This is a genomic window from Rhizobium sp. AAP43 (assembly GCF_001296045.1).
Classification (GTDB): Bacteria; Pseudomonadota; Alphaproteobacteria; order Rhizobiales; family Rhizobiaceae; genus Allorhizobium.
Map to the genome: position 1 here is coordinate 439,809 of NZ_LJHS01000005.1, position 24,784 is coordinate 464,592.

The following is a 24,784-nucleotide window of genomic DNA, read 5'->3' on the forward strand; positions in this document are numbered from 1 at the left end:
GCCGTTCGGTTGCACATGGGGCGCGCGAGGTTAGCTTGGTCTTGAACAGGGCTGCTTTCGCCCGTATAAGGCGCCAATTCCAACATAAGACCTGATCAGGGGTGCCATGGCTGGCCATTCACAGTTCAAAAACATCATGCACCGCAAGGGCAAGCAGGACGGCATCCGTTCGAAGATGTTCTCCAAGCTCGCGCGCGAAATCACGGTTGCGGCCAAGTCTGGCTTGCCCGATCCATCCATGAACGCTGCTCTGCGCCTCGCCGTCCAGAACGCCAAGGCGCAGTCGATGCCGAAGGACAATATCGACCGCGCCATCAAGAAGGCCTCTGGCGCCGATGCAGAGAGCTATGACGCGATCCGTTACGAGGGCTATGGTCCGGGCGGCGTTGCCGTGATCGTCGAGACGCTGACCGACAACCGCAATCGTACGGCTTCGGTTGTCCGCTCGACCTTCTCCAAGGCTGGCGGCGCTCTTGGCGAAACGGGATCGGTATCCTTCTCCTTCGATCACGTCGGAGAGATCACCTACAAGGCCTCTGTCGGCAGTGCCGATTCCGTCATGGAAGCCGCGATCGAAGCCGGTGCCGAGGACGTGGTTTCGGATGAAGACGGCCACACCATCTATTGCGCGTTTGAGGACATGAACGACGTGTCCAAGGCGCTGGAAGCGGTGCTGGGTGGCGCGGAGTCGGTCAAGGCGATCTGGAAGCCGCAGAACACGGTGCCGGTCGACGAAGACAAGGCGCAGTCGCTGATGAAGCTCATCGACACGCTGGAAGACGATGACGATGTGCAGAACGTCTATTCGAACTTCGAAGTCTCTGACGAAGTCATGGCGAAACTCTCCGCCTGATTTCATCAATCTTGCCTGAAACAAGAAGCCCGGCTGCGTTGAGCGGCCGGGCTTCTTGCATTTCGCCTCATGGATGCGGCGGTGGATTTCGGGCTTGTCAGGCGGCGACGCTGCGGACGCTGCCGATGACGTCGACGAGTTCATTGACGATGCGCTCGACCTGTTCGCGGTCGTCGCCTTCCGCCATGACGCGGATCAGCGGCTCGGTGCCGGAGGGGCGAATGACGAGGCGGCCGGAATTGGCGAGCTCACTCTCGGCATCGGCAATCGCCTGCTTCACGGTCGCGTCTTCGAGCGGCTTGCCGCCGGAGAAGCGGACATTGCGCAGAAGCTGCGGCACGGGTTCAAACCGGTTGCACAATTCGCTGACCGTCTTTCCGGTTCGCTTCACAGCCGCGAGGATCTGCAGGGCAGCAACGAGGCCGTCGCCGGTCGTGCCGTGGTCGGACAGCACGATATGGCCGGACTGTTCGCCGCCAATGTTGAAGTCGTTGTGGCGCATGTGCTCGACGACATAGCGGTCGCCGACCTTGGTGCGGGCCAGCGTCAGGCCCTTGCCGGTGAGGAACCGCTCAAGACCGAGATTGGACATGACGGTCGCGACGATGCCGCCGCCGCGCAGCATCTGGTCCTGCGCCCAGGTCTCGGCAATCAGCGCCATCAACTGGTCGCCATCGATCACCTTGCCATTTTCGTCGACGATGATGACGCGGTCGGCGTCGCCGTCGAGGGCGATGCCAATGTCAGCGCGTACTTCATGCACCTTTTTCTGCAGCGCGTCCGGGTGGGTGGAGCCGCATTCGAGATTGATATTGGTGCCGTTCGGCTCGTTGCCGATGGTAATGACCTCGGCGCCGAGTTCCCAAAGGGCGAGCGGCGCCACCTTGTAGGCCGCGCCGTTGGCGCAATCGATGGCGACGCGCAGACCCTTGAGTGTGACGTCGCGGGGCAGGGTGCGCTTGGCGAACTCGACATAGCGGTCCTGCACGCCGTCAATACGCTTGGCCCGGCCGATGTCGTTGGGCGCTGCGAGCTGGCCGTAGATATCCTTTTCTAGCATATCCTCGATCTGGAGCTCCAGTTCGTCGGAGAGCTTGTAGCCGTCAGGGCCGAAGAGCTTGATGCCGTTATCGGCGAAGGGGTTGTGGGACGCCGAGATCATCACGCCGATGTCGCAGCGAAGCGACCGGGTCAGCATGGCGACGGCCGGTGTCGGGATCGGGCCCAGAACGAAGGCATCGAGGCCAGCGGCTGTAAAGCCCGCGACCATGGCGTTTTCGAGCATATAGCCGGAGAGGCGCGTGTCCTTGCCGATCACCACCCGGTGGCGATGGCCCCCGCGGCGGAAAAGGGTGCCGGCGGCGATGCCGACGCGCATGGCAAGATCCGGCGTCATCGGGAAGCGGTTGGACAATCCGCGAATGCCGTCTGTGCCAAAATACCGACGTGTCATGTCAACTCCGTATCAATGCCGTTTCGCGGCGAACCTGTCTCGCGGGTAGGGCTTGGCAACCCGAATCGGCTGCCTCGCTGGTCGCTCTTCATCCGCACTTTTCGCTCCCATGCCACGAAATGCGGCGCTGATCACGTAAATTAGCGTCAAACTTGATTACATGTCGTGAGCGGATGCGAGCCGGCTTGAGATTTCGGCGGCCAGTGTACGGGCGTTTCGTCCGATGATCATGCTCAGGTGATTGCCCCGGATCGCCACCCATTCCGCTTGGGGCATATAGGGGCGCCAGAGGGTGCGCGCGTCGCAGTCGACGGGCGAACCTTGCATTGAGAAGAAGAAGGTGACCGGGCCATCATATCTGCGGGGGCGGTATAAACCCTTCATCCGCAGGAGTTCGCAGGCGCGGGCGGTATAGCCCGGTGTGTTGCCGCCGAGCCATTGCGGTGCTCGATACGGATAGTCCGGCTGTTTAGGGTTGAGAAAGCGAAATGCCAGTTGGTGACCGCGCTTGGGCGCGCTCAACCGTTGCAGATCGCCGGGCGTCAGGATTGCCTGAGCTTCGCGCCGGGCCGGCATGCCTGCCAGAACGCCCTTTGCAACCCTTTGCAATTTTGCGGCGAGACGCGCCAGGATGAAGCCCGTCCAGCGATGCAGAGGCCAGACATGATCGTTTTGCGGCGTATCGATCAATCCGCAAAACGCGACAGTCCTGCCTTCAGCGGTCAGCGCCCGCGCAATTTCAAGCGCCAGTACTCCTCCAAAGGAATAACCGAGAAGATGCACGGGCCCTTCGGGCTGATGATGCCGGATCGCATCAAGCGCGTGTTGCACCTCGTCTGCCACCGTCGCCGGGTTATCGAAAGGGCGGTCCGTCCAGGAGATCGAGACCCCGTAGATGGGGCCTGGCTGTTCGATTGTGCGGGTGAGGTCGTCAAGCTCCAAGAAGACGCTGACGCCACCGGCGTAGACGAAGAGCGGTGGGCTTTCGCCCTTGCCTTCACGGAGAAGGATTAGCTTGCCATCCGGACCTGTCTTGCCGCAGCCAAGCATTTGCCCGAGGCGTGTGAGGTTTGGGTAATCGAGAAACGCGTTGACGTCGAGTTCGACGCCTGTCTGCAGGTAGAACAGCCTCATGATGTTGAGTGCGCGATTGGCGTTGAGGCCCGCATCGACGAGATTATCATCGGGAGAAAGGGGCTTGCGGAGGATCTGCTCGCAGATCGCCTTCAGTCGCTCCATGCTTGCCGCGTTCGTCCCTGCCTGCACGAATTGCCCTTCGCCCGTTGTCCTGGTGCGGCATATTAGAACGAGCGGGGGCAAAATGCGTTAACGGCAGGCCACTCTCGCGTTGAAAGATCAAGTTTGGTTACCGGCTGTCGATCACGCTTCGTGGTCTGCTGTCATGCACTGACGCCACAAACAACAAAGCCCTCCCGAAAGGGGAGGGCTTTGCAATCGTTTGGTCTTTGCGACCGGCGTTCCTTAGTGCGGCTGAGGCTCAAAGCCCGCTTCCGGCTCGCCACCCTTCGGCAGGTCCTTACGGCCGGTCGAGGGAACGGCAGAGCCGCGGCTCGGCGTGCTGTCGTCGCCGCTGTCGCGGGACGGCTTTTCGCCGCGGATCAGAGCCTTGATCTCTTCGCCGGACAGGGTTTCGTATTCCAGCAGACCCTCGGCGATCGCAACAAAGGCGTCGTGATGGTCGGTCAAAATACGGCGGGCTTCGGTATAGGCTTCGTCGATCAGGCGACGCACTTCCGTGTCGATCTTCTGAGCGGTCGATTCCGAAACGTTCTTCGACTGCGAAACGGAGTGGCCGAGGAAGACTTCCTGCTGGTTTTCGCCGTAAGCGACCTGGCCGAGGACGTCGGAGAAGCCCCACTGCGTGACCATGGCGCGGGCAAGCTTGGTGGCCTGCTCGATGTCGGAGGAGGCACCAGAGGTGATGTTCTCCTTGCCGAAGGTCAGCTCTTCCGCCACGCGGCCACCCATCATGATGACGAGGCGCGAGACCATCCACTTGTAGCTCATCGAATAGCGGTCGCCCTCGGGCAACTGCATGACCATGCCAAGTGCACGGCCGCGCGGGATGATCGTCGCCTTGTGCAAGGGATCAGCAACCGGCACCTGCAGAGCGGTGATGGCGTGGCCGGCTTCGTGATAGGCGGTCAGCTTCTTTTCGGCTTCGGTCATGGCAGACGAGCGGCGTTCCGCGCCCATCATGATCTTGTCCTTGGCGTCCTCGAACTCGGCCATGGTGACGACACGCTTGTTGCGGCGTGCGGCCATCAGGGCAGCTTCGTTGACGAGGTTCATCAGATCTGCACCAGAGAAGCCGGGCGTCCCGCGGGCGAGAACCTTCAGATCAACATTCGGTGCCAGCGGCACGTTGCGGGCGTGAACCTTGAGGATGCGCTCGCGGCCGATGATGTCGGGGTTCGGAACGACGACCTGGCGGTCAAAACGGCCCGGACGCAGAAGGGCGGGATCGAGAACGTCGGGGCGGTTGGTCGCCGCGATCAGGATGATGCCTTCATTGGCTTCGAAGCCGTCCATCTCGACGAGCAACTGGTTGAGCGTCTGTTCGCGCTCGTCATTGCCGCCGCCGAGGCCTGCGCCACGATGGCGACCGACGGCGTCGATTTCGTCGATGAAGATGATGCAAGGTGCGTTCTTCTTGGCCTGCTCGAACATGTCGCGGACGCGGCTTGCACCGACGCCGACGAACATTTCAACGAAGTCCGAACCGGAGATCGTGAAGAATGGCACATTGGCTTCACCGGCAACCGAACGGGCGAGAAGGGTCTTACCCGTGCCCGGAGGGCCAACGAGCAGAACGCCGCGCGGGATTTTGCCGCCAAGGCGCTGGAACTTCTGCGGGTCGCGCAGGAATTCGACGATTTCCTCGAGATCCTGCTTGGCTTCGTCAACGCCGGCAACGTCGTCAAAGGTCACGCGGCCATGCGCTTCGGTCAAAAGCTTGGCCTTGGACTTGCCAAAGCCCATGGCGCCACCACGACCGCCGCCCTGCATCTGGCGCATGAAGAACAGCCAGACGCCAAGGATCAGCAGCATCGGCAGAAGCGTGCCGATATAGCTCAGGAAGCCGGAGGAACCGTCCGTTTCCGGCCGGGCGACAATCATCACGTTCCGCTGTTCAAGCTTGTTCAGCAGGTTGTCGTCGATCACGGGCGCATAGGTCTGGAAGGCCGTGCCATTCTCGACATAGGTTCCAAGGACGCGGTTTCCGGTGATTGTTGCGTCACGAACGCGACCCGAATCCACTTCCCGGAGGAACTGCGAATAGGGGATCTCGCGCGAGCTCGTCTGAGACGGCGACGTCTGGAACATGCTGAACAATGCGATCAGCAGGAGGGCTATGATTGCCCAGAGCGCGAAATTCCGAAAATTTGGGTTCATTGAACTCCCCGAACACCTGTAGGCGGGCCGAACCCGCAGAATTACCAGATAACATAGGAGCGCTCCGCCCGGTTGCCAAGGCAAACCGACCTTCCCCCGACGTTTTCCGTCAATAACTCCTAAATTGGACAGAAAGGCGTCTCGTCGCGGCCGACCAGGCGATCGATCGCCCGAGCAAGCGGCAGATCGAAATCCGGCAGCATGTGGTCGAGAAGCGCAATGTGGAGATTGGACCGGACCAGACCGGGTTCGGCCAGCGGATTGCCCTGAAAATCATGGAAAAATGGGTGGGTGCCGGCCAATGCGGCCTTAACCGTGCCGGGCAGGCTCGGGTCATTGATCGGGGCGTGGCCGGCTGCGATGTGCAGATCGACCGCGCCCAGATTGTCGAGCCGATACCGGCCGTCCCAGAGCACCGAAGTCCCGGCGGGGAGGGGGAGCGGCAAAAGACCGCGCCTCTCGCGCAGACAAAAGAGGTCGTTTCGGCGTCTGACAAAGAGCGCACCGGCCAGTGTGAGGCGAAAGTCCTGTCCCCCATCCAGCGCTGTCATCAGCCGATCGATGCTGTCGGCCTGTGGACGATGCGAACGTCCGCCGGCGATGGCTGCCAGTGTCGATAGGGCATGGCGGCGGACTGGGTCGTCAGCGATCGCGGCGGCGGGCGGCGAGGGGAGGCCTATACGAAAGACATAATCGCCGAGCCTCTCGACTGTCTCCTGCAGCCAGTCAGCTGTGGCCCAGCACAGTGTCCGGCGGCTTGCGGCTGCGTTGGCAATGACGGTCTCATCGAAGGGGAGAGCATCGCGCCGGACGCGCACGCGCTCATAGCGGGGATCTTCATTCGTGGGGTCATCCAGCCATGCCGCAGCTTGTTGGCGAAGCGCAACACGGATGGCTTCGCGGCGGACTCCGAGAAGTGGTCTCAGAATCCAGTGCCGGCGGCCATAGAGGGTGGCCGGTGCCATTCCGGCAAGGCCGAGGCCTGATGCTGCAGCGCGTTCGGCGCGCATGCGCACAGTCTCGATTTGGTCATCCAGGGTATGGCCGGTGAGGATTGCGTCGGCTCCCATGCGCTCGGCGGCGTCCGAAAGCAGGCGATAGCGTGCGTCACGGGCGGCGGCGGGAATGCCTGTTTTCGGCTTGGCACCGGTCCAGTCGAGGATGTCGTGGGGGATGTCGAGGTGTTTGCAGAGATCCGCGACCCAGCGGGCCTCTTCGGTCGAGCCCTGGCGGAGACGATGGTCGACGGTGGCGGCGACGAGGCGGTGGTCTCGATGTGACGTGCGCAGGAGGTTTTTGAGAAGGATCAGGAGCCCGGTCGAGTCACTGCCACCGGAAATGGCGACCAGCAGAGTGGCTGGTGTCTTCAGAGACGAAAGGAAGGCCGAAAGGGCGGCCTCGGGTGATGATGGTCTGCCGGTCGTGGCCGTCTCTGCGGCCGCGGCAGACATCAGCAGCCGAGCCGCTTCTGCTCGCTCGCGACCTTGGAAACAACGGCACGGGAGGCTTTGGGGTAACGCTTGCTGACCTCGCGAAGCGTGGCACAGGCGGTTTCATTGTTGTCGAGAGCGGCCAGCGACATGCCGAGCTTGAGCAGCATTTCCGGTGCCTTGGGCGAGGAACTGTAGGTCTGGTGTGCATTCAGGAAGGTCTTGGCGGCTTCACTGAAATTGCCTTGCGAATACAGGGCTTCGCCAAGCCAGAAGTTTGCGTCTGCAACCTTGGCGCTGCTTGGATAAGCATTGATGAAATCGCGGAATTCGCTTTCGGCCAGCGAGTAATCACCGGAGAGCACGTGGGCATAGGCGACCTGGTAGACGTCGTCTTCTGCGCCGAGCGAGGCTGACTGGGTGTTGCGGGTTGAAGGAGCAACCGTGGTCCCCGAATCAACACCGGGCAAAGCCGCGGAATTGCTGCCGGCATCGCCATTCAGGATTGCCGTCTTCGGCATGCCGTTGGCGTCGAGCTCGATCGAGCCAAGCGTCTGCTCGGCCGGCGCGCCTGTCGATGGGGTGGCGGCGCCGGCGGATGCGCCGGCGTCGGGGGTGTCGGTGATGATTTCGGCGACCGAATCCTGATCGCTGCCCGGATTCACCGGTCGGGTCAGCGAGCCGCTCTTCTTCTCCAGATCCTGGAAGCGGAATTCATTGTCTTCCTGCTGCTTGCGGATCTGTTCCTGCATCTGCAGCAGCTGGAAGCTCATCTCTTCGATGCGGCCGTTGAGGCTGCGGATTTCCTCTTCGAGCTGCTGGACGCGGATCGAAGGGTCGGAGACCTGTGCCATCTGGACTTCTGCGCGTGGTGCAGATTTCGGCTCAGCCTTCTGCTCGCCGACGGAGAGACCCGGAAACAGCTGGAACGCGAATGCTCCCCCGCCCGATCCCGCCAAAGCGGCCGACGCGAGCAGTGCGGCCATCACAAGTTTCTTCATATTCCTTTTCCTGTTTTCTCGATCAAGGGCGCCGAACCGGCGCAGACAGGAGTTTTTCCAATTGGCTGCAAAAAGCAACCGAGTTCGGCCAAAGTAAGGTGAAAAGAAAAAGGCGCCGCACGCGGCGACGCCTTTGATTTTGGCGAAGGCTTGAAGCCTTACATTCCGGCGCCACCGAGAACGGTGACCGCGCGACGGTTCTGCGACCAGCACGAGATGTCGTCGCAGACGGCGACCGGGCGTTCCTTGCCGTAGGAGATCGTCTTCAGACGCTGTGCCGGCACGCCGCGCTGAGCGAGATAATCGCGGGTCGCTGCTGCACGGCGAGCACCGAGAGCGAGGTTGTATTCGCGGGTGCCGCGTTCGTCGGCATGGCCTTCGATCGTAATCGCGTAGTTGGGGTAACGAGCTAGCCACTGAGCCTGACGGTCGAGCGTCTGGGCAGCGTCCGCGCGGATCGAAGTCGAGTCGGTGTCGAAGAAGATGCGGTCACCGACATTGACCGTGAAGTCCTGTGCGGAACCCGGGGTCGCGGCACCTGCGCCGCCGGCGCCGAGGCCTAGTTCACCGGCGCTGTTGGGCAGGTTCTTCTTGTTGGCGCAGCCAGCCAGGGCGAGCGTCATCATGAGAGCGACCATCGCAGGATTGGTGGCCAGCTTCTGCAGACGGCTCTTGGCCGGGGTGTCGATACGGCTCATCGCCAGTCTCCTTGAATTCTTGGTTAGGGTTGCCGGACGATAACCAATCGCGGTTAAGCGGCTCCAAACAATCATGGTTAACAAAGCGTGAAATCACTGCAAAGTCAGGTCGAATGAGACCCGTTTAAGGCAAGAAAGAGGCGCAAATGCGCCTCATTTAGAACTTGCTACTCCATGAGCGGGGACCATGCCGGGTCTGACGCGAAGGAGGGGGTCTTGATCGCCTGCTCGTTGTATCCGGTCAGGTCGATCGAGTAGAGCTGCGGCCCGCCGGCGCCGGCATTCTGCCGGAAGAACATCAGCACGCGACCGTTTGGCGCCCATGTCGGGCCTTCGTTGTGGAAGCCCGAGGTCAGGATGCGCTCGCCCGAGCCGTCCGTCTTCATCACGCCGATCGAGAACTTGCCGCCCGACTGCTTGGTGAAGGCGATCAAATCACCGCGAGGCGACCAGACCGGGGTCGAATAGGAGCCGTCACCGAAGGAGATACGGCGCTGCCCGGAGCCATCTGCACTCATGACGTAAAGCTGCTGACGACCGCCGCGGTCGCTTTCAAAGGCGATCTGGCTTCCATCGGGCGAGTAAGAGGGCGAGGTGTCGATGGCGGCGGTCGAGGTCAGACGGGTGGTCGTGCGCGAGCGCAGGTCCATCGTGTAGATGTTGGCATTGCCTTCCTGCTGCAGGCTCATGATGACGCGTTGACCATCGGGCGAGAAGCGTGGGGCAAAGGTCATACCGGGGAAATTGCCGACCACTTCACGCGAACCGGTTTCCAGCTGCAGAAGGTAGACGCGCGGCTGGTCGCCCTCGAAGGACATGTAGGTGATTTCCTGACGGTTCGGCGAGAAGCGCGGCGTCAGCACCAGATCCTTGGAGTTGGTCAGCGGACGCATGTTCTCGCCGTCCTGGTCCATGATTGCCAGCTGACGCTTGCGGTCTGTCTTCGGGCCGCTTTCGGAGACGAAGACGATGCGCGTGTCGAAATAGCCCTTTTCACCGGTGATGCGCTCATAGATCGCATCCGAGATGATGTGCGCAACGCGACGCCAGTTCTTCGGATCCGTGTAGAACTGCTGTCCGAGCATCTGCTGGCCGCCAAACACGTCCCAGAGGCGGACTTCGGCGCGCAGGCGGCCGTCGGCTTCCTTGGTGATGCGGCCGACGACGAGGGCCTCGGTCTTGAGGACCTTCCAGTCCTCGAAGCGCGGCGGCTGGTCGGGATTGGAGATCTTTTCGATGAATGCCGCACGGTTGACCGGCGCAAAGAGGCCCGAACGCTTCAGGTTCGCCTCGATGACCTGCGAGATCTGCGCACCGACGCCGTCATTGGAGACGAAGTCCGATACGGCGATCGGGAGCGGCTGGACATTGCCGCGGTTGATGTTGATTTCGACGGCGGCATAGGCTGGTGCAACGAAGGCACCGGCAAGGCCGGCACAGACCAGCAGAAGTCCGAGTAGATTTTTTTTCATGCTATCCAAGCCTTTTTTCAGCTCTTACATCAATTCGCTGGGATCGAAGTTGACCACAACTTCGGACCAGGCATCGTATTTGTCCCGTGGCAGATTGGAGAACGGGGCAGACTTGCGAACGGCACGCACAGCGCCGCTCATGAGAACCTGTTGTGCCGTTGGCGAGCCGCCGGTGGCTGTCGCTTCCGGTTCGCCGATCAACTCGCCATTCTGATCGAGGCGGAAGGACACGCGAATCTGCACATCCTCAGCATCAGCCATGCCGGGTGTGATCAGCCAGTTTTCCTGGATCACGCCGCGCAGGGCGTCGAGTTCACTCTGGCTCAGCGTCGAACCGCCCGTGTCCGTCTCGCCGCCGAGTGCGGCCTGATCGGTCGAGCGTTTCGCGCCGCCGCCGGAGGCATCGGTCTTGTTCAGGAGGGCTGCAACTTCGTCGGCATTGAAATCGCTCTCCATCTGCTTCTTGGCAGAGGCGGTTTCCTGCTTCTTGTCAGCCTTCTTGGCGTCAGACTTTGCCGTCTCTTTCTTTTCCGGCTTCTTTTCAGCCGGCTTGGCAAGTTCCGGCTCGGGGCGTGCGGCTGGTACCGGCGCCTTCTCGGGCAGCGGAATTTCTTCCGCAGCGGCCTGTTCGACAGGCACGGGCTCTTCCGGCTTGGGCTCCGGCGGTGGTGTCTCGGCGGGCTTGGCCTCGGGCGTTGGCGGCGGCGCCGTCTCTTCCGGCACCACTTCCTTCACTTCGTTCGGCTTGGCATCATTCGGCGGCACAGGGGCTTCGACGGATTTCGGCGCGGCCGCGACTTCCTTCTCGACGGGACGCTGTGTTGGCGTCGGCGGTGATTTCAGATCAACCTGGTTGTCGCCGAAGTTCTCAGCCGGCTCTGCGATCGGCGGCTTCTCGGTCGGAACCGGTGCCGATTTCTCCGCCATCGGGGCTTCCTTGTCGCCCTTCTGGATCTGGGTGAATTCCTCGATCGGAACGATGCTGACCGGAAGCGTCTCCATGTTCACCATGTCCAGCTTTTCCGGCGAGCCTAGTGTCACCAGCGTCGCTGCGAGCGCCACTCCATGCAGAAAAGTCGATGTGAAGAGACTCGCCTTCATGTCGCCCGATCAGTTCTTCTGTTCCTGCGAAGTGACAAGGCCGATATTGGTGTAACCGGCGGCGGAAATGCGTGCCATGACCTGCATGACGATGCCATAGGTCGCGGCGGTGTCGGCGCGGACGAAGATGCGTTCGCTATAGCCTGTGGTGGCGATGGCCTGCAGCTTCGGCACGACTTCGTCGATGGCGATGGCCGATTCCTGCAGATAGATCTCGCCAGCCGGATTGACCGAAACCGTGATCGGCTGGGTATCTGTATTGAGGGCGCCTGCCTGCGTCTGCGGCAGGTCGATCGGCACGCCAACGGTCATCATCGGGGCTGCGACCATGAAGATGATGAGCAGAACGAGGACGACGTCGACGAAAGGCGTGACGTTGATTTCGCTGACGAGGGCCTTTCGACCGCCGCGGCGTCCGCGGCGTCCGCCGCCCTTGCCCCCTGATCCGACTGACATACCCATGTTAAGTCTCCTGTCGCCGAGCCGTTACTGCGCCGCCTGGCGCGGCTGCAGCTTCTCGTCGATCTGGCGCGAAAGAATGGCAGAGAATTCGTCGGCGAAGCCTTCCATGCGGGCGGTCAGCTTGCCGGCTTCTCCGGAGAACTTGTTGTAGGCGATGACGGCCGGGATAGCGGCAACCAGACCGATGGCGGTGGCGAGCAACGCTTCGGCAATACCCGGTGCAACAACTGCGAGGCTGGCGCTGTTCGAGCCGGCAATGGCCTGGAAGGAGGTCATGATACCGACAACGGTACCGAAAAGGCCGATGAACGGTGCGGCAGAGCCGATGGTGGCGAGCGAGGACAGACGTGCTTCCAGTGTTTCGGTTTCACGCGCCAGCGTCACATCCATGGCGCGGTCGATACGCATCTGAAGGCCGATCGGCGAGCGGGCGCCGCGTTCGAAGCTCTTCTTCCATTCGCGCATCGCAGCGACGAACATGGAGGCGAGACCGGTATTGCTGCGCTCGGAAAGGGTCCGGTACAGTTCTTCGAGGGACTGGCCGGACCAGAAGATCTGCTCGAACTGGTCGAACTGGCGGCGGGCACGGGCATAGCTCAGATACTTGTCGATGACGATCGCCCAGGTCCAGATAGAGGCCGAAATCAGCCCGAGCATGACAAACTTCACGATCAGGCCAGCCTGCATGAACAGGCCCCACAGGCTCACGTCATGGGCTGCTGCCATTCCAACTTGTTCCATCGCCTTCACTTTCCCGAAATCCAAACGCCCGGTGGGTGAAACCGGGCGGTGACTGAGCTGTTACTGGTGGAAGAACGCGGCAGCCGCCGCCGAAACCCTTTTTCCGCCTTAGCTCCCCAGAATGCCTTCTGAGATGAAAATTTGGTCAAAGGAAGGCGTGCAGCGCACAAACTTCCAGTGCGCGAGTAAGACCCCATTATGGTTAAAACTGTGTTACGAAACGGGAGTTTCAATCCCCGTGCGGAACTGTTCTGCCAGCCCCTCCGGCAAACGTCTCGGTTTGCCATGACGGTTGACAACGGCAATGACCACTTTCGCAGCAATCAGCAGGCGGTCATCGCGCCCGATCTGCTGGGCGAGAATCATCTTCGCGCCGCCGGCCCTTTCGGTTCGTGTCGTGACGGTGATGAGGTCATCCATGCGGGCAGGGGCCTTGAAATCGATCTCCATGCGATGAACCATGAAGGCGAGGCCTTCGTCCGATGTCTCATAGAGTGCTGATTGCTCGACGCCGAGGCAGCGGAGATAATCGGTGCGGGCGCGTTCCATGAAATGCAGATAGCGCGCATGATACACCGCACCGGAGAAGTCGGTGTCTTCGTAGTAAACCCGCTGCACCAGATGGTGCACGCCGTTGATGATCTCGCCGGAGAGGGGTAATCTCGGGATTGTCATGGATTTCTCCTGTCGAGGATTTGCGCGCGGGCGAGGGGCTAACCGATCCGACCCTTACCTGTCCAGCATCATGAGGGTGGTTTCGTCGATACCAAGTCGCAGCATCACGTCCAAACGATTGGCAGCATCATCTGCGACGATGAACTCATCGAGTTGAGGCGGGGCTACCGATGTGCCGGACAGCATGGCATGGGCCTGGCCGCGATGATGGGTCTGATGCTGGAAGAGATGCGACAGGACGTCGTCCACGCGTTCGATCTGGACACGGCCTGTCCTGTGAATGCGCACAAGCTCTCTCAGATTTTCGGCTTCGAGGGCCAAACAGAAGTCGAGCAGGCGCCGGTCCGACTTCACCTGTGCTGCCCGCAATTCGCCCTGCGTGTTGAACGGGATCTCGTTCGCCCAGGCTTTCGGTCCCAGATCACCGCCCAGAAGGGCGTCAATATAGAACCAGTCGATGATCAGGATATGATTGAGTGTTGCGCAGAGCGACGGGAAGAAGCCTGTCCTCGGCGCTTCGAAGTCTTCACCGGAGAGCTTGGCGACCGCGTCATGCAGCCTGTCATTGGCGAGCAGGTTGTTATAGGCCAGCTTTCTGAAACTCCGGGTCGGATCGGTCATTTCAGGTCAAGATCTCCATCGTGCCAGATGATGTGTTTTGGCGATTGCGGCAGGGTCTCGATTTCGTCGGCAATGAAGTATGGCGGAATATCGAGCCGCTTCAGAGCCTCACCGGTCGCCGGCACCCATTTGAACTCGAGCGCGTTTTTGCCATCCTGGATATGATGCACGATGTCAGCGGGATGGAAAGGAAAACGATCCGGAATTTCCATCAGGTAGTAGAGGCCGAGTTCGTGCCAGGCCTTGCCCTCGTAATCGAAGAAGTTCTCGACGATCCAGAGCAGGCGCTCGATCTTCGCTTCGACCTGCAGTTCTTCCATCATCTCGCGGCGGAGCGTCTCCTGCGAGGTCTCGCCGATCTCGGCCCGACCGCCAGGGAATGTCCAGAAGGCCTCATGGGTTGCGCGATGCACCAGAACATGGCCATCCCGAAAGGCCAGGCCCGCAATGCGGTGATTGAACCGGCGCTTGCCATCCTTGATGGTGATCAGGGTTCGGGAGGTCATGCGGTGTCTCCAAGCTCGATAGCCAAGATTTCCGGCCATGTGCCGACGCGCACCGGAAGGACCGAGCATCCGAGGCCGCCCGATACGATCAGGTCACGGCCCTCTTCGCGGAAGTGGCCGCGTGGGTAACGCGCCGACCCCTTCGACGCGGAAATCGGGCGCCAGCCGAAGATGTTGACCTGGCCGTTATGGGTGTGGCCGGACAGGGTGAGGCTGACGCGATCGTCGACCTCCGGGAAAATGTCGGGTTCATGGGCCATCAGGATGACAGGGGCATCGTCGTTGATCGAAGCGAGGGTGGCAGGGAGGTCGTGAATGCCGATGGCCTCAGGGCGCTTGTAGCGGGAGCCCGGTCTGAGTGCGAGCTGATCGCCAAGCCCCGCAAGCCAGAAGCGATATCCATCTTTGTCGACGGGAAGGGTAGTGTTGATCAGAATGTTGATGCCAACGCTGCGCAGCGCCTGCTCGGCAATCGTCTCGCCGTTTCCTTCTTTCTGAAACCGCGGATCCTCCCAGTAGTCATGATTGCCAAGCACCGCGTGCACGCCGAGCGGGGCCTTCAAAATCGATAGTGCCTGCGCCCAATCTGTCGGCGCGACCTCCTGCGTCATCAGGTGCAGCCCGCGCATGTAGTCGCCGAGCAGCAGCACGATGTCGGCTTCAAGCGCATTGGCCTCGCTGCAGATGCTCCCGATCCGCTCCGGCGTCATCCAAGGATCGCAGGCATGGAAATCGGCCAGAACCGCTATCTTCAGTCGCAAGCCCTTTGGCCAGCGTGCAGGCGTCAGGCGGTAGGGTGTTACCTTTGGCTTGCCGAAAACCTCGACAAAGGGATAGGCCGCTGTCGCCATCGCTGCGGATAAACCGGCAATGGCGAGCTTGAGAAACATGCGTCGTCCCAGCACTCAATCATCCTCAAGCGTCAGGCGAAACTGGGCGGCTTCGAGATCCTTGGGTGGGGTCATGCCGAGATGCTTCCATGCGGTCGCGGTCAAGACGCGGCCACGTGGCGTGCGCTGGATAAAGCCCTGCTGGATCATGTAGGGCTCGATGATGTCTTCGATGGCATCACGCGGTTCGGAGAGACCGGCGGCAATTGTTTCGATACCAACAGGCCCGCCGCCGAAATTGACGGCGATCATCTTGAGATAGCGCATGTCGAGCTGGTCGAGGCCCATATTGTCGACGTTAAGGCGTGTCAGTGCTTCGTCTGCAATCACCTTTGTGACGGCCTCGGCGCGGGCAACTTCGGCGAAATCGCGCACGCGCCGCAGAAGGCGGCCTGCGATGCGGGGCGTGCCGCGGGCGCGGCGGGCAACTTCGCGGGCGCCGTCATCGGTCATCGGCAGGTTGAGCAGGCGGGCGCCACGTCGGACAATCGATTCCAGTTCCTCGACGGTATAGAAATTCAGGCGAACCGGAATGCCGAAACGGTCACGCAGCGGCGTGGTCAGAAGGCCGAGACGGGTGGTGGCAGCCACCAGCGTGAACTTCGACAGGTCGATCTTGACCGATCGCGCAGCCGGGCCTTCGCCGATGATCAGGTCGAGCTGAAAATCTTCCATCGCCGGATAGAGGATTTCCTCAACGGCGGGGCTCAAGCGGTGGATTTCGTCGATGAAGAGCACGTCACGCTCTTCAAGATTGGTGAGGAGGGCTGCAAGATCGCCGGCCTTGGCGATAACGGGGCCGGAGGTGGAGCGAAAGTTGACGCCGAGTTCCTTGGCCATGATCTGGGCAAGGGTCGTCTTGCCAAGGCCGGGCGGGCCGACGAAGAGCACATGATCAAGCGCCTCACCACGGTTCTTCGCTGCCTCGATAAAGATCTTCAGGTTGGCGCGTGCCTCCGCCTGACCGGTGAAGTCATCGAGGGTCTGCGGGCGGAGCGCCGCATCGAGATCTTCGCCACGCTTTTCGGGCGTCAGGATAGGGTTGTTGGTGGTCATGCGAGGATTTCCATGCGGATCGAGCCGGACTGCTTCGTTTTCTTATACCGACATTGCTGCCGCAGACCAATTCTCACCGTGAAAGCTCCTTCAGCCCCAATCGGATCAGCTTGGCGCTGTCGGCGCCTTCGCCGCCATTCTTCAATGCAGCCGCTACGGCGTTTGCGGCCTGATCGCGGGAATAGCCGAGATTGGTGAGTGCCGAGACGGCATCGGCGACGGGGGCGGAGGCGACGCCTTCGCCGATCTCCTGCTTGAGGCCAATCGTACCGGAGGCCTCGCCGGCGAAGGCGGGCGCCTTGTTCTTGAGTTCAGTGACGAGCCGCAACGCAACCTTGGGGCCAACGCCGGGGGCGCGGGAAATGGCAGCCTTGTCCTGCAGGGCAATGGCATTGGCGAGGTCCGACGGGGGAAGGGTGGAGAGGACGGCAAGCGCCACCTTCGCGCCGACGCCCTGCACGCTTTGCAAAAGGTTGAACCATTCGCGCTCCAGCGCGCTCATGAAGCCGAAGAGCTTCAACTGGTCCTCGCGCACATAGGTCTCGATGAAAAGCACCACGGCCTCACCGGCCGAGCCAATGCGCGAAAGTGTGCGGGCCGAACAATGCGCGACGTAGCAGACGCCATGGACGTCGACGAGCACATAGTCGTCGCCGATTTCGTCAATGGTGCCTTTGAGTTTGCCGATCATGGGAGGTCCGCGTCGAAAGAGTTACAGGGGATGGGTTTCAGGCGAGATGATGTCGAGGTCGGGGAAGTAGGTGCGGTAGCCTTTCGGGTCGCGAGTCAGGACCTTGTGGCCCCGAATGGCGGCATGCGCACCGATCAGAAAATCCGGCAGCACACGATCGCGCCCACCACCGGCCAGTTTGTAGATCCGGAATGCACGACCGGCGGCGAAAGCGGCGGCCCAGGGGAGGTTCTCGCGGCGGAATTCACTTTCGGGCAGCAGTTCGTCGACTTCCTCGCGGTTGGTATAGCGCACGGAAAATTCGGAATAGATGATGGGGTTGATCAGAAGCGGTTCGGCCCGCCCCAGTTTCAAAAGCTGGTTCCTGGACCAGGTCAGCCATGCGGGATCGCGCACCGCGATATCCACCAGCACGTTGGTATCGACCAGAACGGCCATGTCAACGATCCCGGGTCATGTGCATCAGCGCATCTGCGTCGATGTCTGCGGCGCCTGTTCCTTCCAGCGCTTCGAGGGTCTTCAGAAGGCCTGCCAAGCGGACGCGTTCCTGAATAGCCTCCGGGCTGTTCTTGGCGGATAGCATCAGACGCCCGTCTTCCACGGTGAAGACCACTTCCGAATTCGGTTCGATGCCGACGAGCTCGCGCAGGTCGCGGGGAATGGTCACTTGACCCTTGGATGATACGCGCATGGCCTTGCTCCTTCACAAGTAAGAATAAATCCTACCGTCAGAACAAGTCAAGAACAAATCAGGCGGAGGCCAGCACCTTGCGCATGCGGTCACCGCCGCGATTGTGGGCGTGGCAGATGGCGATAGCGAGCGCGTCGGCGGCGTCATTGCCCTTGAATTCGGCCTTGGGCATCAGGATTTTCAGCATCATGTGGATCTGCTGCTTTTCGCCATGGCCGACGCCAATCACGGCTTTCTTCACGGCATTCGGGGCGTATTCTGCCACCGGCAATCCGGCGCGGGCGGGCACCAGCATGGCGATACCACGGGCCTGGCCGAGCTTCAGCGTCGCCACCGCATCCTTGTTGACGAAGGTCTGTTCGACAGCGGCCTCATCCGGATTGTAGGTGTGCACGACTTCGGAAAGCCCGTCATGCAACTGGCAGAGGCGCGATGCAAGATCCATGTCACCGTCCGAGGTCACGGTGCCAGAGCCGACAAAACGAAGCGAGTTGCCGAGCGTTTCGATCACGCCCCAGCCGCAGCGGCGCAGGCCCGGATCGATACCAATGATGCGAATCGTGGAGGTCATGGGCTATCCTAGTTCAATCGTTGCGATCTGTGCCAGCCAAATGTGAACAAACCAAAAACATCCGAAGTGATTATAATTTAATATCATCACCTCTTGGGTACGGCGTCCGCACTGCCTACATGAGTGGAAACGACACGCAGGACCGATGCCATGATCCCCTTTTCCATTCTCGACCTCTCGCCGATTTCCGAAGGTCACAGCGCTTCCGAGGCGCTCGATGCTTCGCTGAAGCTGGCGCAGACGGCGGAGGCGCGTGGATACAATCGCTTCTGGCTGGCCGAGCATCACGGCATGCCTGGCATTGCCAGTGCGGCGACTGCCGTGGTGATCGGGCATGTCGGTGCGGGCACCAGGACGATCCGGATCGGGTCCGGCGGCATCATGCTGCCCAATCATTCTCCGCTGGTCATCGCAGAGCAGTTCGGCACGCTGGAGGCGCTGTTTCCCGGCCGTGTCGATCTCGGCCTTGGCCGCGCGCCGGGGACCGACATGCGCACGGCGCAGGCGCTGAGGCGCAATCTGGATGCCGGAGCAGAGAGCTTCCCGCATGATATTCTGGAATTGCAAAAGTTGCTGGGCGAGCCGGACGAGGGGCAGGTCCTGCTCGCCGTTCCCGGCATGCGCAGCCATGTCCCGATCTGGCTTCTCGGGTCCAGTCTCTATAGCGCGCATCTCGCCGCCGCATTGGGGCTGCCTTATGCCTTCGCCTCGCATTTTGCGCCCGATCAATTGCTGGATGCCGTTGAGATCTATCGCGAGCGCTTCCAGCCGTCCGCGACGCTTGAAAAGCCGCATGTGATGGTTGGGGTCATGGCAGCCCTTGCCGAAGACGACGAGACGGCCCGTCATTATTTCACCTCGGCGCAGCAGCAATTCGTCAATCTGAGGCGCAATATCCGGCGCGCCTTCCCGCGACCGGTAGACAGTATGGACGGCGTCTGGACGGATATTGAGCGTATCAATGTGGAGCACACCTTGCGCTATGCGCTCGTTGGCTCGCGCCAGACGGTGGCTGGCAAGCTGGATACGTTCCTGAAGGCGGTGCAGCCGGATGAGTTGATCGTCTCTATGCCGATCCACGATGTCGCAGCGAGGCTGAGATCCGTCGAGTTGCTTGCGGATGTGCGCCAAGGGGTTCAGTTGGCCGCCTGAGGGTGCATTTCGCCGGCATGCCCGGAATGAAAAAGCGTCATGGTAAGTAAATCGCCAATGGTCACAGTTAACACGCGTAGTTAAGCGGGACTTAACTTTTCATCTTCATGATCCAGGCAATTCAGAAGGTCGGGCGGGTGCTCGCCTGATGCAACCACGCTGGGATTTTTGGAGTATCCTGCCATGAAGATGAAACTTCTCGCCATTGCTGTGGCTTGCCTTTCGGCCGGCACGGCATCCTATGCCGCAGACCTTTACCAGCCCGAGCCGCAGCCGCAGCCCGTCTATGACGCACCGGAAGTTGAAGTGTCCGAGGCGTCCGGCTGGTATCTGCGTGGCGATCTGGGCTACAATTTCCAGAAGCTTCGCGGCGCGGAATACTTTCAGGGTTCGAATGGCAACCTTGTTGACTTCACCACGGCATCCATCAAGGACAGCTTCTCTGTCGGCGGCGGTGTCGGTTACCAGGTCAACAGATATCTGCGCACCGATCTGACCTTCGACTACATGGCCAAGGCTGACTTCAACGGCTCGACGACCGGTTCCTGCGGTGTCGCCGTCGCTTGTACATCAACGGATGTCGCGGCGATGAGGGCCTATAGCCTGATGGCCAACGCCTACCTGGATCTGGGCTCCTATGCCTATTTCACGCCGTATGTCGGTGCCGGTGTCGGTGGCTCCTACGTGAAGTGGGACAAGCTGAACAACACCTCCTGCGAAACAGCGGATCCGACGAATTGCGACCCGACCGAAGAGCATAGCGGCCGCGGCAGCTGGCGCTTTGCCTATCAGCTTATGGCTGGTGCCTCGATCGACGTCACCTGCAACGTCAAGGCCGATGTCGGTTATCGTTTCCGCCACACGCTGGGCGGCGATATGTTCGGCTTCCAGAACAGCGGCGGTCCTGGCTATGACAAGGGCTTCTACAGCCATGGTCTGCATGCCGGTGCTCGCTACGTCTTCGGCGGCTGCGAAGAGCCGGTGGCCTATGAGCCGCCGCAGCAGCTCGTCTACAAATAATCTCTCGACAACGATCCAGACAAAGGGCTGCCTCCGGGCAGCCCTTTTTCGTTTCAGGCGCTATCATTCTGATTTTACCGCATTATCCGACGCCGAAGCGATACCGCTTCGGCTGGAAATGCTCTAGAGAATGCCTGTTCGCCTGAGAATGAGCCAGGAGAGGAAAATCGATATCAGGATGAAGCCGAAGGCGGAGAGCGTGCCGTGTGCGCCATCCGAGAAGGGAAGGGCCGTGGTGTTCATGCCAAAGAAGCCCGTCACCAGCGACGGCGGCAGCAGCAGGGCGGTCATCAGGGACAGGATATAGAGATGCCGGTTCGTCTCGGCGCTCTGCTTGGAATCGAGTTCTTCATGCAGAAGCCTTGCGCGATCCGCGAGCGCGGAGACGTCCTGATCCACCGTCTCCAGACGACCAGCGAGGCGGGCAAGACTGTCTTCGACGCCATCTGGCATTTCGTCGTCGTCGGTCGCTGCGGCCCGGCGCATGATAAGCAGCATGGTTCGTAGATGGCGATGCAGCCGCACGATCAGCCGCCGGATCGGGGTCAATCGACGGCGCTCATCGCGCATTTCGCTGCCATAAACGTGGTCTTCGATCTGGTTCAGTTCTTCCGTCAGCTCCAGCACCACGGCGATCATTCCGCGTTGGAACTCCGCGACCAGCACCTCAAAGATCTGCAGTGGCGCAGCATAGCGGCTGGTATTCTTTTCCACCGCCGCACGAACCTTGTCCACCGATCGGATCGGTTGCAGCCGTGTGGTGATGATGAAGGTGTCCGAGAGCCCAAAATGCAGCCAGCCGATGTCGCGGGTCGCTGCGTCGAACTCGCGTTGGAAGTCGATCAGCGTTCCGAAGATCAGCTTTTCGTCCACGGCAAGCGCTGCATGGGTGTCATGGGTCGTCAGTGCGGCGATGGCCGCTGGCGTCAGGCCCGGGAATTGCTCCAGAAATCCGGCAACGCGACCACCTGCTAGGTTGAGGTGGATCCAGACGAAGCCGTCGCCCGTCATGACGTCCGCCATGCGGCATTCGGGCGAAAGTCGCTCTCCTCTTGAGCCAGGTTTGATGCGGTAGGCCCAGACGAGGCCGGGAATGGGGCTGCCCAACGGAAACATCGGTCTATGAACTTTCTACCCGTGCGCGCGCCTCAACAGCACAAGCGTCGAAAATCGCAGATGCGCTTTCCACATGACGGCTTGATGACGCCGGATGCCGCGCTTGGGATGCTGCGTCGTGTCTGGCGCGGACGGGATAAAAATTTTTCTTATCGCGACGCAACCCCGCTTGACTGGGATCGGCGACAAGAGTAGTTCCGACGGCGGGACACCTCTCCCCAACGAGAGGCTAATTACCTGGAAGGGTATCTATATGGCTGATATCGTCGCCCCCGCCGCGCGTCCGACAAACACGCATTTTTCGTCTGGCCCTTGCTCGAAGCGCCCCGGTTGGTCGCTCGACGCTCTCTCCGATGCCCCGCTCGGTCGTTCGCACCGCGCCAAGGTTGGCAAGGAAAAGCTGAAACTGGCCATCGACCTTACCCGCGAAATTCTGAACGTTCCCGCTGACTACCGCATCGGCATTGTTCCGGCCTCCGACACGGGCGCCGTTGAAATGGCCATGTGGTCGCTGCTCGGCGAACGTGGCGTGGACATGCTCTCCTGGGAAAGCTTCGGCGCCGGCTGGGTCACCGATGTGGTGAAGCAGCTGAAGCTTGCCGATGTCCGCAAGTTCAACGCCGAATACGGTCTTCTTCCTGATCTCGCCGCCGTCGATTTCGACCGCGACGTCGTCTTCACCTGGAACGGCACGACTTCGGGCGTGCGCGTTCCGAACGCCGACTTCATCCCGGCTGACCGCAAGGGTCTGACCATCTGCGACGCCACGTCGGCGGCTTTCGCGCAGGATCTCGACTTCTCCAAGCTCGATGTCACGACCTTCTCCTGGCAGAAGGTTCTGGGCGGCGAGGGCGGTCATGGCGTGATCATCCTCAGCCCCCGGGCTGTGGAGCGTCTGACGACCTATGTTCCGGCCTGGCCGCTGCCGAAGATCTTCCGCATGACTTCGGGCGGCAAGCTGATCGAAGGCATCTTCGTCGGTGAGACGATCAACACGCCGTCGATGCTCTGCGTCGAGGACTATGTCGATGCCTTGAAGTGGGCAAAGTCGATCGGTGGCCTCAAGGCCCTGATCGCGCGCGCCGACGCCAATGCCAAGGTGATCTTCGACTTCATCGAAAAGAACGACTGGATCGCCAATCTCGCGGTTGACGATGCGACGCGCTCGAACACCTCCGTCTGCGTCAAGATCGTTGATCCCGAAGTCACCGCACTCGATGCCGATGCCCAGGCCGCCTTTGCCAAGGGCATTGCCAGCATCCTCGAAAAGCAGGGTGTCGCCTTCGACATCGGCGCTTACCGTGATGCACCGGCCGGCCTTCGCATCTGGGCAGGTGCCACGATCGAGACTGCCGATATGGCGGCTCTGATGCCGTGGCTCTCCTTCGCCTATGAGACGCAGAAGGCGTCTCTGGCCAAGGCTGCCGCCTGATCCTTGATCAATTCGGCTCCGCCACAGCGGCGGAGCCCCGAAATTTCCTCATCTCATTCAAACGAACTCTCTGAAGGAGGCCTCGTCATGGCACCTCGCGTTCTCGTATCCGACGAATTGTCTGAAACCGCCGTCCAGATCTTCCGTGATCGCGGCGTTGAAGTGGATTTCCAGCCGAAGCTCGGCAAGGACAAGGAAAAGCTCGCCGAAATCATCGGCAATTACGATGGTCTGGCCATCCGTTCAGCCACCAAGGCGACGGAAAAGCTGATCGCCGCTGCGACCAACCTCAAGGTCATCGGTCGCGCCGGTATCGGCGTCGACAATGTCGATATCCCGGCTGCCTCCAAGCGCGGTATCATCGTGATGAACACGCCGTTCGGCAACTCGATCACGACGGCTGAACACGCCATCGCCCTGATGTTTGCCGTTGCCCGCCAGCTGCCGCAGGCCGATGCCTCGACACAGGCCGGCAAGTGGGAAAAGTCGAAGTTCATGGGTGTTGAAATCACCGGCAAGACGCTCGGCGTCATCGGTGCCGGCAATATCGGCGGTATCGTCTGCAAGAAGGCGATCGGCCTTGGCATGCATGTCATCGCTTACGACCCCTTCCTGTCGGTTGAGCGCGCTCAGGAAATGGGCGTTGAGAAGGTCGAACTCGACGACCTGCTCGCCCGCGCTGATTTCATCACGCTGCATGTGCCGATGACCGACAAGACCCGCGGCATTCTTGGCCGTGACAACATCGCCAAGACCAAGAAGGGCGTTCGCATCATCAACTGCGCCCGTGGCGGCCTCGTCGATGAGGCAGCCCTTGCCGACGCCATCAAGTCCGGCCATGTCGCCGGTGCCGGCTTCGACGTCTTCGAAGTCGAGCCAGCAACGGAAAGCCCGCTGTTCGGCCTCGACAATGTTGTCTGCACGCCGCATCTGGGCGCCTCCACCACGGAAGCTCAGGAGAATGTCGCGCTGCAGGTGGCCGAGCAGATGTCGGACTATCTGATCAAGGGTGCCGTTTCGAACGCGATCAACATGCCGTCGATCACGGCTGAAGAGGCCCCGATCCTGAAGCCCTTCATCCGTCTCGCCGACGTGCTGGGTTCGTTTGCCGGCCAGATGACCGAAGACCCGATCAAGGAAATCGAGATCCTTTATGACGGCGTGACCTCGACCATGAACACCAAGGCACTGACGTCGGCGCTGCTGGCCGGCCTCATCCGCCCGCAGGTGTCGGACGTCAACATGGTTTCGGCACCGGTCATGGTGAAGGAAAAGGGCGTCATCGTTGCCGAGGTCAAGCGCGACAAGACGGGTGTCTATGATGGCTACATCAAGCTCACCGTCACCACCGACAAGCAGACGCGTTCGGTCGCCGGTACGGTCTTCTCGGATGGCAAGCCGCGCTTTATCCAGATCAAGGGCATCAACATGGACGCCGATGTCGGCGCCAACATGATCTACATCTCCAACACCGACGTTCCCGGCATGATCGGCTTCATGGGCACGACGCTCGGCAATGCCAAGGTCAACATTGCCAACTTCCAGCTCGGTCGCGACCAGGAAGGTGGCGACGCCATCGCGCTTCTTTACGTCGACGGCCCGGTCGAACAGGCCGTGCTCGACCAGCTGACCGCAAACCCTGCCATCAAGCAGGCGAAGCCGCTGGTGTTCAACGTCGACTGATCTTGTCTCAGGACAGGGAAATTCCAAACGGCGCGGGATCAAACCCGCGCCG

The 24,784-nt window shown here is 61.0% G+C and carries 25 protein-coding genes; 5 read left to right on the forward strand and 20 right to left on the reverse strand.

Translation table 11 applies throughout. From position 1 onward, the window contains the following. The first annotated feature begins 106 nt into the window (after window positions 1-106). Window positions 107-853: a YebC/PmpR family DNA-binding transcriptional regulator gene (locus IP76_RS05535; protein ID WP_054157168.1), complete on the forward strand. Its 747-nt coding sequence runs from the start codon at window positions 107-109 to the stop codon at window positions 851-853. A gap of 97 nt (window positions 854-950) precedes the next feature. Here IP76_RS05535 and glmM read toward each other — a convergent pair whose 3' ends face one another. The 19 genes from glmM to ruvC form a co-directional block, all read right to left on the reverse strand. Continuing rightward, a complete protein-coding gene (gene glmM, locus IP76_RS05540) occupies window positions 951-2,306 on the reverse strand; it encodes a phosphoglucosamine mutase (RefSeq protein ID WP_054157169.1) in 1,356 nt (451 codons plus the stop codon). Between the two features lie 156 nt (window positions 2,307-2,462). Continuing rightward, the gene (locus tag IP76_RS05545) at window positions 2,463-3,545 is read right to left on the reverse strand and encodes a thioesterase domain-containing protein (protein ID WP_054157170.1); all 1,083 of its coding nucleotides are present in this window, start codon (window positions 3,543-3,545) and stop codon (window positions 2,463-2,465) included. Window positions 3,546-3,788: 243 nt separating this feature from the next. Continuing rightward, the gene (gene ftsH / locus IP76_RS05550) at window positions 3,789-5,723 is read right to left on the reverse strand and encodes an ATP-dependent zinc metalloprotease FtsH (protein ID WP_054157171.1); all 1,935 of its coding nucleotides are present in this window, start codon (window positions 5,721-5,723) and stop codon (window positions 3,789-3,791) included. Window positions 5,724-5,842: 119 nt separating this feature from the next. Then, on the reverse strand, window positions 5,843-7,174 hold the full coding sequence (gene tilS / locus IP76_RS05555; protein WP_054157172.1) for a tRNA lysidine(34) synthetase TilS: 1,332 nt from the start codon (window positions 7,172-7,174) through the stop codon (window positions 5,843-5,845). Then, window positions 7,174-8,154 (reverse strand): tol-pal system protein YbgF, encoded by a 981-nt coding sequence (ybgF, locus tag IP76_RS05560; RefSeq protein ID WP_054157173.1) that lies wholly within the window; start codon window positions 8,152-8,154, stop codon window positions 7,174-7,176. Before ybgF ends, tilS begins: the two co-directional genes overlap by 1 nt. Window positions 8,155-8,312: 158 nt before the next feature. Continuing rightward, entirely contained in the window at window positions 8,313-8,852 is a 540-nt protein-coding gene (gene pal, locus IP76_RS05565; RefSeq protein ID WP_054157174.1) for a peptidoglycan-associated lipoprotein Pal, read from the reverse strand. A 167-nt stretch (window positions 8,853-9,019) separates the two neighbouring features. Next, entirely contained in the window at window positions 9,020-10,324 is a 1,305-nt protein-coding gene (gene tolB, locus IP76_RS05570; RefSeq protein WP_054157175.1) for a Tol-Pal system beta propeller repeat protein TolB, read from the reverse strand. A gap of 24 nt (window positions 10,325-10,348) precedes the next feature. Continuing rightward, entirely contained in the window at window positions 10,349-11,425 is a 1,077-nt protein-coding gene (locus IP76_RS05575; protein WP_054157176.1) for a hypothetical protein, read from the reverse strand. 9 nt (window positions 11,426-11,434) lie between these two features. After that, on the reverse strand, window positions 11,435-11,887 hold the full coding sequence (gene tolR / locus IP76_RS05580; protein ID WP_054157177.1) for a protein TolR: 453 nt from the start codon (window positions 11,885-11,887) through the stop codon (window positions 11,435-11,437). Between the two features lie 24 nt (window positions 11,888-11,911). Next, window positions 11,912-12,628, reverse strand: a complete 717-nt coding sequence (gene tolQ, locus IP76_RS05585; protein ID WP_054157178.1) for a protein TolQ — start codon at window positions 12,626-12,628, stop codon at window positions 11,912-11,914. Window positions 12,629-12,841: 213 nt separating this feature from the next. Continuing rightward, window positions 12,842-13,303, reverse strand: coding sequence for a tol-pal system-associated acyl-CoA thioesterase (gene ybgC, locus IP76_RS05590; protein WP_054157179.1), 462 nt, complete (start codon window positions 13,301-13,303; stop codon window positions 12,842-12,844). Between the two features lie 54 nt (window positions 13,304-13,357). Further along, entirely contained in the window at window positions 13,358-13,924 is a 567-nt protein-coding gene (locus IP76_RS05595; RefSeq protein WP_054157180.1) for a DinB family protein, read from the reverse strand. Continuing rightward, entirely contained in the window at window positions 13,921-14,430 is a 510-nt protein-coding gene (locus tag IP76_RS05600) for an NUDIX hydrolase (RefSeq protein ID WP_054157181.1), read from the reverse strand. Before IP76_RS05600 ends, IP76_RS05595 begins: the two co-directional genes overlap by 4 nt. Further along, complete coding sequence (locus IP76_RS05605) at window positions 14,427-15,320, reverse strand: metallophosphoesterase (protein ID WP_245281394.1); 894 nt, start codon at window positions 15,318-15,320, stop codon at window positions 14,427-14,429. Before IP76_RS05605 ends, IP76_RS05600 begins: the two co-directional genes overlap by 4 nt. A 15-nt stretch (window positions 15,321-15,335) precedes the next feature. Next, window positions 15,336-16,376, reverse strand: a complete 1,041-nt coding sequence (ruvB, locus tag IP76_RS05610; protein ID WP_054157183.1) for a Holliday junction branch migration DNA helicase RuvB — start codon at window positions 16,374-16,376, stop codon at window positions 15,336-15,338. 73 nt (window positions 16,377-16,449) lie between these two features. Continuing rightward, window positions 16,450-17,067, reverse strand: coding sequence for a Holliday junction branch migration protein RuvA (gene ruvA, locus IP76_RS05615; protein WP_054157184.1), 618 nt, complete (start codon window positions 17,065-17,067; stop codon window positions 16,450-16,452). Between the two features lie 21 nt (window positions 17,068-17,088). Next, a complete protein-coding gene (locus tag IP76_RS05620; protein WP_054157185.1) occupies window positions 17,089-17,505 on the reverse strand; it encodes a type II toxin-antitoxin system VapC family toxin in 417 nt (138 codons plus the stop codon). Between the two features lies 1 nt (window position 17,506). Next, complete coding sequence (locus IP76_RS05625) at window positions 17,507-17,758, reverse strand: AbrB/MazE/SpoVT family DNA-binding domain-containing protein (RefSeq protein WP_054157186.1); 252 nt, start codon at window positions 17,756-17,758, stop codon at window positions 17,507-17,509. A 58-nt stretch (window positions 17,759-17,816) separates the two neighbouring features. Next, a complete protein-coding gene (gene ruvC, locus IP76_RS05630; RefSeq protein ID WP_054157187.1) occupies window positions 17,817-18,329 on the reverse strand; it encodes a crossover junction endodeoxyribonuclease RuvC in 513 nt (170 codons plus the stop codon). A gap of 150 nt (window positions 18,330-18,479) precedes the next feature. Between ruvC and IP76_RS05635 the strand changes: the two genes are divergently transcribed. Both IP76_RS05635 and IP76_RS05640 read left to right on the forward strand, forming a co-directional pair. Then, complete coding sequence (locus tag IP76_RS05635) at window positions 18,480-19,481, forward strand: LLM class flavin-dependent oxidoreductase (RefSeq protein ID WP_054157188.1); 1,002 nt, start codon at window positions 18,480-18,482, stop codon at window positions 19,479-19,481. Window positions 19,482-19,664: 183 nt separating this feature from the next. After that, a complete protein-coding gene (locus IP76_RS05640) occupies window positions 19,665-20,501 on the forward strand; it encodes an outer membrane protein (protein WP_054157189.1) in 837 nt (278 codons plus the stop codon). A gap of 123 nt (window positions 20,502-20,624) precedes the next feature. On the opposite strand, the gene IP76_RS05645 is transcribed toward IP76_RS05640, so the two are convergent. Continuing rightward, window positions 20,625-21,617, reverse strand: a complete 993-nt coding sequence (locus IP76_RS05645) for a transporter (protein ID WP_054157190.1) — start codon at window positions 21,615-21,617, stop codon at window positions 20,625-20,627. A gap of 253 nt (window positions 21,618-21,870) precedes the next feature. On the opposite strand from IP76_RS05645, the gene IP76_RS05650 reads away from it, so the two are divergent. Next, window positions 21,871-23,049, forward strand: coding sequence for a phosphoserine transaminase (locus IP76_RS05650; RefSeq protein ID WP_054157191.1), 1,179 nt, complete (start codon window positions 21,871-21,873; stop codon window positions 23,047-23,049). An 87-nt stretch (window positions 23,050-23,136) separates the two neighbouring features. Further along, entirely contained in the window at window positions 23,137-24,732 is a 1,596-nt protein-coding gene (gene serA, locus IP76_RS05655; protein ID WP_054157192.1) for a phosphoglycerate dehydrogenase, read from the forward strand. Window positions 24,733-24,784: the final 52 nt, after the last annotated feature.